An 8,425-nucleotide genomic window follows, 5' to 3' on the forward strand; every position below is an offset into this window, starting at 1 on the left:
AAGAATCAAGCGATTAAAGATGCGAAAAGTGTGTTTTCTACAAAGGTGAAAAAAAGTAAATACAAAATCGTTCCGATTTTAAAGAAACCCGTTTGCGTATGGAATAACCAAAATTATTCATTTAACTTCACACACATCTCGATTCCATTTATGGTGAACGGAAAATCAACTCGTTTGAAAATACGTGCTTTATTAGTAGATAAGAATAATCGTAACTATAATTTGTTAAAACACAAGTTAGGTACACTCCGCATCACAAAAAAATCTCACAAATGGATTGCTCAAATATCTGTTACAATTCCTACAACCGAAAAGACAGGAACAAAGATAATGGGTGTCGATTTAGGGCTAAAAGTTCCCGCTGTTGCAGTAACAGACGGTGACAGGGTTCGTTTCTTCGGAAACGGAAGACGAAATAAATATATGAAACGTAAGTTTCGTAGTGTCCGCAAGCAGTTAGGAGAAGGTAAGCAATTGAATGCTATTCGCCAATATAATGATAAAGAACAAAGATGGATGAAAAACGAAGATCACAAAGTAAGTCGTAAAATTATTGATTTTGCAATATATAATAATATTTCTGTCATTCGATTAGAACAACTAACGAATATTAGACAGACGGCAAGAACAAGCCGTAAAAACGAAAAAAATCTACATACTTGGTCATTTTATCGTTTAGCACAATTTATCGAGTACAAAGCGACATTAGTTGGTATTAAGATCGAATATGTGAACCCTGCTTATACAAGTCAAACCTGTCCAAAATGTTCTGAAAAGAACAAGGCACAAGACAGAAAATACAATTGTACATGTGGGTTTGAGAAACATCGCGATATTGTTGGGGCGATGAATATTCGCTACGCAACTGTGATTGATGGTAACAGTCAATCAGCCTAAGCACCTATATGGTCTGGTTTAGGAGGGGCAATGAGATGCCCTCATCTTGAAGTCTGTTCAAAACAGAAATGGACTGCGAACGCTTAGTCATTCAAGAATCCCACCCGTTAGTCCGTAAGGATTAGGGCTTGCGACTTCAGTCGTGGGAGTCTCAAATTGTTACTAAAATGACTGAAAAATATTCCATTCATATACAAAAAATAAGGATATTTTCTAATATAAAAACAACCTTTTTTAACGAATATGATTTCTATGACGCCTCATGGTAAATGCTACGTGTCGATCTTGACTGAATATGAAAAAGAGACTGTACAAAAAGAAGTAGAAACAGTTGTTGGATTAGATTTTGCAATGGATGGACTATGCGTTAGTTCTGAGGATGAGAAAACCAATTCTCCTAAGTTCTATCGTAAAATGTTAGAACAATTAGCAAAGGTACAACGAGGATTAGCAAGACGTGTTAAAGGCTCAGAACGTTGGAGCAAGGGGGTTAGCTCGACTGTCTTAGGACTAATTTGTTAGCTATCAAAAGTAATGAATAACCGAGAAGCTCCTACTTCAAGTAAGCTCATAAGAGCTAATAATTGGCGAGTAGTTCACTTGCAAATCTTTTTCTTAATGGTATACTGTAAATACAAACTAAGGTATATACCTGATTAAAAAATCATACAATAAAAAAGAGAGCAATATGCTACCAACATGTGCTCCTCTTTTGATAACTGCTACCGTCAGGTGGTGGCTATCAATTATCGTTTATTTTTACGAAAACCACTCTTTTTCTGCTTGCGACGGCGTGAAGAAAGGGTGGTTTTCTTGTTATTAGCACAGCTTCAAAGAATTTAAGATTTTTGTCGAACGTCATTCCTATTTTGGAATGACGTATTTTTTTAGGGACAAATTCGAAAATCCGTATCATTATCATATGTATTTAGTGTATCTAGAATTCTATATGGATGGTGAAGACATATGAGTCAATATCAAATGCTGTATAGTACACCTTATCTGTATTCTTCTCGAACATTGAATCAAATGTACAAAGCTAATAAGAATGAAGAAAACATATGCGCTATACAAGAGCATATGTTACGTCACGAAGTATACCTGGACCAACAATACCGAGGTTACTATTATTTGAGTCAAAAGATTGAAGAGGAGTTATACGGCGAAGAACATGCATTGTCATGGAATGAGCTACTGGATGATTATCAACTTTATAGAGATCGTAAGGGGAATTTATCTATCAAACCGAAAGGATGAGATAAACATGACAATCATTGGAGAGCTAGGGATTGTATATGGCGTGACCGGAGCTTCAGTTTTAGGAGTAAAATTGCTGAAGAAGAAAGGGCTTTATCTTCCAGGTTGGTTGCTACGTGCGGGTCTTAAATGCTTATTAATTGGGAGTGTTTGGTACGTTCTAATGGATATACTAGATGTGTTTCTACGTTAGTATTACATCTGGTAGTTGAAAGTGATTATAATAGCGTATCTTAAACAGCTTTTTCTAAGCTTCCATACAGGCTCAACTACCTTAAGGAGGTATGGAGGGAATGTTGTCACTTTTATTAATTCCAGCAACCTTTATAACTGTAGCTTATTTTTATCAAAGTAACGGAATGAGTGATAAGAAAAAAATTGCAACGTTTTTTGAAATTACAAAGATATGTGTTCAACATAAAGGTGAATTACAATACCCTATTTTTATAAAAGAAATTAAAGATGATATAAGTATGAATTATGTTTACAAGTTACCACTTGGTGTACCTAGTCAACTTATCCAAAAGTTAGCTGAAGTATTAGAAGAAGGTCTATATAAACCTGTTAAAATATCGTTTCACCAAAGAGAGCTTCATATTCGAGTATTTAGCCAACAAATACCTGAAATGTGGAATTGGTCTAAGGATCTATTAAAAGAGCATACATGGAGCGTTATGGTGGGGAAAGCGTTAGATAAATATGTATATCATGACTTTGAGAAAACACCTCATATGTGTGTAAGTGGAATGACTCGTTTTGGAAAGACAGTATTCTTAAAAAATGTGATGACAAGTTTAATTTTACAACAATCTCAACACGTGAAATTTTTTATTGTTGATCTGAAAGAAGGGCTAGAATTTAGTCCTTATAAAGATCTATCCCAAGTTGTAGAAGTAGCTGAAAACCCGGAACGGGCGTTAGAGATGTTGAGGAGAGTACGCGAAAAGATGATAAAACAGATTGAAATGATGAAGAAGTCCTATTTTACCAATATCATAGACACATCAATTAGAGAACGTTGCTTCATCATAGTAGATGAAGGAGCAAATCTTTGTCCGACACAAGGATTACCTAAAAAACAACGTGATGTATTATTCATGTGTCAGGAGATGCTATCTGAAATCGCAAGAATCGGAGGTGGTTTAGGATTCCGGCTCATATTTTGTACGCAATATCCAACCTCTGATACATTGCCAAGACAAATTAAACAAAATGCTGATGCGAAAATAGGCTTTCGATTACCAACGACGGTCGCTTCACAAGTTGCTTTGGATGAATCAGGGCTCGAGGATTTGCCGTCTCTTCCAGGAAGAGCATTGTTTAAAACAGATCGTACAGAGGAAATCCAGGTACCTTATCTAAAGGATACAGACATGTGGAAGTTACTGAAGAAATACAAGGTGGTGAAACAAAATGAGGCATCAAACACTCAAACAGAAAGCGAGACAAATCGAGATTTTATCTACTTTGAGTAAGTTAGATTTCGCAACCAGAAGACAATTGCAAGCCATCCACTGCCTAGGAAGTATTCGAAATGCAAATCGTGTATTAAAGGAGCTGACTCCGTATTGTCATATTACTAAAATAGCTCGTGAGCATGTATATTATTTAAATAAAAAAGGACGTGATTTATTAGGAATTACAAGAGAAGTAAAGAAAAGTGGTCAATTACAACACATATTAATGAGAAACGAAGGCTGGATGTGGCTTGGATTTCCAGAATGGAAAACAGAAAGATCTATAGAGTTTTCATTCAATGGTCAACGGTATCAGATTATTCCTGACGCAACGTATTTTGAAAATAATGTTCCCCATTTTGTTGAAATAGATCGTATGCAACATATGAAGGCAAACGAACATAAAATACAGTTATATGGCCATATAACAGATATCTATAAAAGACAGAATGCTATTGTTCCGGTAATTAACTTTTTCACATTATCAGACTATCGGCAATCCAAATTAGAACAATATGCTGCAAAACAAAATGTGTTTATGAGAACGTTCGTGATGGACCACATATTCTAGGAATTTTAAATATTGATATCCCAAAAATCATGATAATCAATGCGGTTATCAAATTTTCTTAGTGTTTTAATGATTTTAGTTGCGGATGTTAAAGTGGGAACACGATCCTTTTTATTCGCTAAATCACTTATTAATGATTTACTTAATCCAGTTTTTTGCACTAACCACTGTTGTTTAATTCCTCTACGATCTAAATAGTCACCAAATGGAGTTCTTTTTTTTCCTAGACCAAACATAAGGAATCCCTCCTAAATAAAGAATATCGTACTTATAGCTTGTACAATATTCCATAAAACTAAACCTTTGTTCATAAATATGGAATTATAATTTGAAACAAAGCATAGAATAATATAAAGAAAATCAAAAAATATGGAATAATTTTGAGGAATCTAGCATTCATAGTAATAGCTACAAGTTGCTGATACACTATCCTAATGGCAACTTGTTGCAAAAGGTATTCCTATAAAATTAAAAGCTTAAACCCATTGGTACACAAGGGTTTAGGCTTTTCTTAATTTATGGAGAATGAAAACGAGTTTAATAAATTAAGAGATACTATATTGTTCAGTGGTCGAATATTGAAGAAATATATGTATATAATTTCACGTACCATAATGATAATAAAGGTTCTGGTGCGAAAACTTCAAGATAATTGCAAGTAATCTCTAAATCTTGGACATACTGATACTATTACTCTAAAAAAGGTGCGTGATCAGTATGGAAAAGCGAAATTTATTCAATTGGCAGCATTATCATCATGATATTATTTTGCAAACAGTAAGATGGTACCTACGGTACAACCTGAGCTTTCGTGATTTGGTGGAAATGATGGAGGAACGGGGCTTATCCGTTGCTCATACAACGATTATGCGTTGGGTTCATCAGTATGGTCCTGAATTAGACAAAAGAATCCGTCGTCATTTCAAGCAAACCAATGACTCTTGGAGAGTCGATGAAACATATATCAAAGTAAAAGGTCAATGGATGTACCTGTATCGTGCTGTTGATTCAAAAGGAAATACAATCGATTTTTACCTAAGCAAAACAAGAGACCAGAAGGCTGCAAAGCGCTTTTTCAAGAAGGCCTTGCAGTCTTTTCATATTTCAAAACCTCGTGTTATAACAGTCGATAAAAATCCAGCTTATCCTATAGCAATTGAACAGTTAAAAAAAGAAAAAAGCATACCTGATGGTATGCAACTTAGACAACAAAAGTATTTGAATAACATAGTAGAACAAGATCATCGCTTTATAAAGAAGCGAATCCGTTCCATGCTAGGGTTCAAATGTTTTGACACAGCTACATCCATTCTTTCTGGAGTAGAAGCCATGCATATGATTAAAAAAGAACAGCTTGATTTACGGGACCATTCTGTCCAAAATCAGAAAAAATTCATCCATTAATTGTTTGGACTTTCAGCATAAGATACGATTTTGTTAGGAATATATGCGCTTTATTCTTTTTTGTTTTATTTTTGCACCAGAACCATTGAACGGATCAACCGAACAACAGCAATTATTATTGCTAATGGTATCTTTGCAACGGTTCATTTTGATTGGTTCTTCTTCCCTTATTTTGTCAATAGATGCTTGTGTACATAGAGCTATGAAAAAACAAAAGATTTGAAAGTATCAATGTTAGTGCATATTTTATATATTTAGTTTGCGTTTTGGGCAACAAGTTTTCTTATAAACTAGCATGGAGCTATGTTAGTTTATAAGAAAATAAATTAAGGTAATAATAGTGGCATAGTGATATGTCACTATTTCTTTGAGTTGCGAAGTATAATTTTATAAAATTATACTTTTACTGAAAAGAAAACAATCAAATTTTCTCCTTTGGATTTGAAAATTCCATTTTATTTTTAGAGAACAGTCCATCCTTTTTTTTCATACATCGATCTATAGCATAGTCAATATCTAAAAGCTCTTTATTTGAGAGGTTATTTTCAATTAAGATGATGGGAATATCCTTTAAAGAAAATGGTAAAACAGTATCTGTTATAATTAAATCTATATTTTCAAATTCCATAGCGGATTCATATAATTCCCAAACAAATTTCATTTTCAGGTTTGCTTTCCCCTTGAAATGTCTATTCATGTTATTCAAAGTAAAATCACTGATAATTTGAGAGCGGGATGTAAGATATAAAACATTTGGATACAAGTTCTTTTCTGCAGTAATGTATTGTAACAATAATAAAGTAAAAGACATCGTGACTTTATTATGGCATTTAAAAGCTTTTTTCGCCTCCCAAATACTATAAATCCCAGCTACTTCTTTTAAAAATATAGGATATTCGTTAGTAATCCCTGTTAATACAGTTCGTTTTGGTGAATATTGAAGCTCTGGCAACACACTTCTTACTTTTGCAATACAATAAAGACTAAACATTTTAATGACAAAGGTTTTATCATATAGAAAATCATACTCTAAATACTCTTTAAGAAAATGTAAGAATTCAAGAAACTCCTTACATTCATTTTGAAGAACATGTAAATGCCTAAAACCTTTATCTGCAGAAAATAGTTCTAGTGCTGTTACAATGTCAACTCTTGAATACTTTTCAAGAGCTAATTCAATTGAGTTTATATACTCAAACTCTGAAAATATTAATGCTAAATAAATGTATACTCGTTCTTTTATAGAAATTTCATAGTCTAACATTTCTTCCAATAATAAAAACAAACCATTAAACTCTTTAAAATACCCTTGCTGTATTAATTTCTCTTCAACACCAAAGGGTAGTTCTTCCGCTTCAAAGCCTTTCTGATTCCGTAAAATACAAATACTTAAAAAGTTTAAAAATAAATTTATACCAAAATGAGTAAGGGTTATTCCATGTGTTGCCTCTAAATAGATCTTGAGCTTTAGCTTGAACTTTAGCGATATCTTCTGTTGCGCTCTAAAGCTCTGAAAATAAGAATTACCATTTGTTAAAAATAAAATCTCGAATAATAATAAGCGAATGGCCCCTTCATTTCCCTCAATATAATAGGGCCTACTTTTTAAAGTTAAAAAAAATGGTTTAATCATCTGTTCCACTTTCTTGAGTAATTCAACAGTCATGTTACGATTTATATGTAACAACTCTCCAATTTCTTCTGTGGAATAACCTCTTCTTTCAACCAAGAAATTTAGTAGATGAATAATTAACTCCTTATGATCATGGATAAATATGCTAGTAACTGTTTCATTTTGGGGATGAATTAATTTCATACCATATCCCTTTTTTGTATGCAAATTCCAATTTTCAGGAAGGAATTCCCTTATAATTTTAATCTCATTTTGAATAGTTTTATATGAACATCCAATGTAGACTCCTAGTTCTTCAGAGCTAATCCATCCAACTGCTTCTTCTAAATATTTTAATATTAAAAACTGCCTTTTGGTTATAATATGTTTCTCCATAAAACAATCCCCTTTTTGATATATATAAAATATTATTAGTCTACATTGGCTCATCATAAAAAATCCCTCTGCCTTTTGAACAAAAATTGAACAAATGCAAGCGTTAAACCAACACCTACTAATAATGCAACAACAGATAAGAATACAGCTTGTACTACTAAGTTATAAGTTAAATAAGGATTTTTTGTACCAATTGTTTTTAATACACCTAATTGTTGTGTTTTTTGTAAAGTAATAACATAGAAGAACACAACAATTAACAACGATGTAATCACAAGTGAAAATGCAATAATCATTGTTAAAGTTCCTTGCTCTTCTTTATACCTAAGAATGTTCTCTGCTTTTATTTCAAAAATGGAAGAAGCATTTGCATTGGATAATCCATTAGCTAACCCCGATACCATAAGTGCAAGAAATGATAATAAAATCATGATTGTACCAATTAATCCGCACCTTAATTTCGACTGTTTTAATTCTTTAAGAGCTAAAAACAGTACTCCTTATTTTGTAATTTGACTATGTATTTATCATAAATAAGGAGTATGAACAGATTATGAATGGACTGTTACAGTTTTTTTAAAAATATAGGATTTATTACGTGATGCACAGGATAGTGTATCGATAGAAATTTGTTGAATAACTTCAGCTTTCAACAAGAAATTTAGTAGCTGAAAAATTAAGTCCTTATGATCATGGATAAATATGCTAGCAACTGTTTCATATTGGGGATGAATTAATTTCATACCATATCCCTTTTTCGTATGTAAAATCCAATTTTCAGGAAGAAATTTTTTTGTAATTTTAATCTCATTTTGAATAGTTTTATATGAA

8 protein-coding genes and 4 pseudogenes are annotated in these 8,425 nt (G+C 32.7%); 8 read left to right on the plus strand and 4 right to left on the minus strand.

Features of this window, described 5'->3' with window-relative positions; all coding sequences use genetic code 11:
• The 6 genes and pseudogenes from V7038_RS17575 to V7038_RS17600 form a co-directional block, all read left to right on the plus strand.
• On the plus strand, positions 1–897 hold an 897-nt coding region (locus V7038_RS17575), incomplete at its 5' end, for a transposase (RefSeq protein ID WP_335471127.1).
• Positions 898–1,143: 246 nt separating this feature from the next.
• Positions 1,144–1,383 (plus strand): annotated as a pseudogene (locus V7038_RS17580) (transposase); the annotation flags it as partial.
• A gap of 480 nt (positions 1,384–1,863) precedes the next feature.
• Positions 1,864–2,154 (plus strand): phage protein, encoded by a 291-nt coding sequence (locus tag V7038_RS17585; RefSeq protein WP_033717025.1) that lies wholly within the window; start codon positions 1,864–1,866, stop codon positions 2,152–2,154.
• 7 nt (positions 2,155–2,161) lie between these two features.
• The gene (locus V7038_RS17590; protein WP_070146758.1) at positions 2,162–2,347 is read left to right on the plus strand and encodes a hypothetical protein; all 186 of its coding nucleotides are present in this window, start codon (positions 2,162–2,164) and stop codon (positions 2,345–2,347) included.
• Between the two features lie 100 nt (positions 2,348–2,447).
• Positions 2,448–3,629, plus strand: coding sequence for an FtsK/SpoIIIE domain-containing protein (locus tag V7038_RS17595; RefSeq protein WP_335471130.1), 1,182 nt, complete (start codon positions 2,448–2,450; stop codon positions 3,627–3,629).
• A complete protein-coding gene (locus V7038_RS17600) occupies positions 3,568–4,182 on the plus strand; it encodes a replication-relaxation family protein (RefSeq protein ID WP_335471133.1) in 615 nt (204 codons plus the stop codon). The genes V7038_RS17595 and V7038_RS17600 overlap by 62 nt, the downstream gene beginning before the upstream one ends.
• A 5-nt stretch (positions 4,183–4,187) precedes the next feature.
• Here V7038_RS17600 and V7038_RS17605 read toward each other — a convergent pair whose 3' ends face one another.
• Positions 4,188–4,418 (minus strand): helix-turn-helix domain-containing protein, encoded by a 231-nt coding sequence (locus tag V7038_RS17605; RefSeq protein ID WP_000467332.1) that lies wholly within the window; start codon positions 4,416–4,418, stop codon positions 4,188–4,190.
• A 481-nt stretch (positions 4,419–4,899) separates the two neighbouring features.
• Between V7038_RS17605 and V7038_RS17610 the strand changes: the two genes are divergently transcribed.
• Together V7038_RS17610 and V7038_RS17615 are read left to right on the plus strand one after the other, a co-directional pair.
• Positions 4,900–5,586, plus strand: coding sequence for an IS6 family transposase (locus V7038_RS17610; protein WP_335471136.1), 687 nt, complete (start codon positions 4,900–4,902; stop codon positions 5,584–5,586).
• A 78-nt stretch (positions 5,587–5,664) separates the two neighbouring features.
• Positions 5,665–5,844 (plus strand): annotated as a pseudogene (locus V7038_RS17615) (CPBP family glutamic-type intramembrane protease); the annotation flags it as partial.
• A 163-nt stretch (positions 5,845–6,007) separates the two neighbouring features.
• On the opposite strand, the gene V7038_RS17620 reads toward V7038_RS17615, so the two are convergent.
• From V7038_RS17620 to V7038_RS17630, 3 genes and pseudogenes are all read right to left on the minus strand, one after another.
• Entirely contained in the window at positions 6,008–7,594 is a 1,587-nt protein-coding gene (locus tag V7038_RS17620; protein WP_335471139.1) for a helix-turn-helix domain-containing protein, read from the minus strand.
• Between the two features lie 80 nt (positions 7,595–7,674).
• Positions 7,675–7,932, minus strand: a pseudogene (locus tag V7038_RS29565) (FtsX-like permease family protein); the annotation flags it as partial.
• 213 nt (positions 7,933–8,145) lie between these two features.
• A pseudogene (locus V7038_RS17630) lies at positions 8,146–8,425 on the minus strand (helix-turn-helix domain-containing protein); the annotation flags it as partial.

The organism is Bacillus sp. JJ783, from assembly GCF_036963225.1.
Classification (GTDB): domain Bacteria; phylum Bacillota; class Bacilli; order Bacillales; family Bacillaceae_G; genus Bacillus_A; species Bacillus_A cereus_U.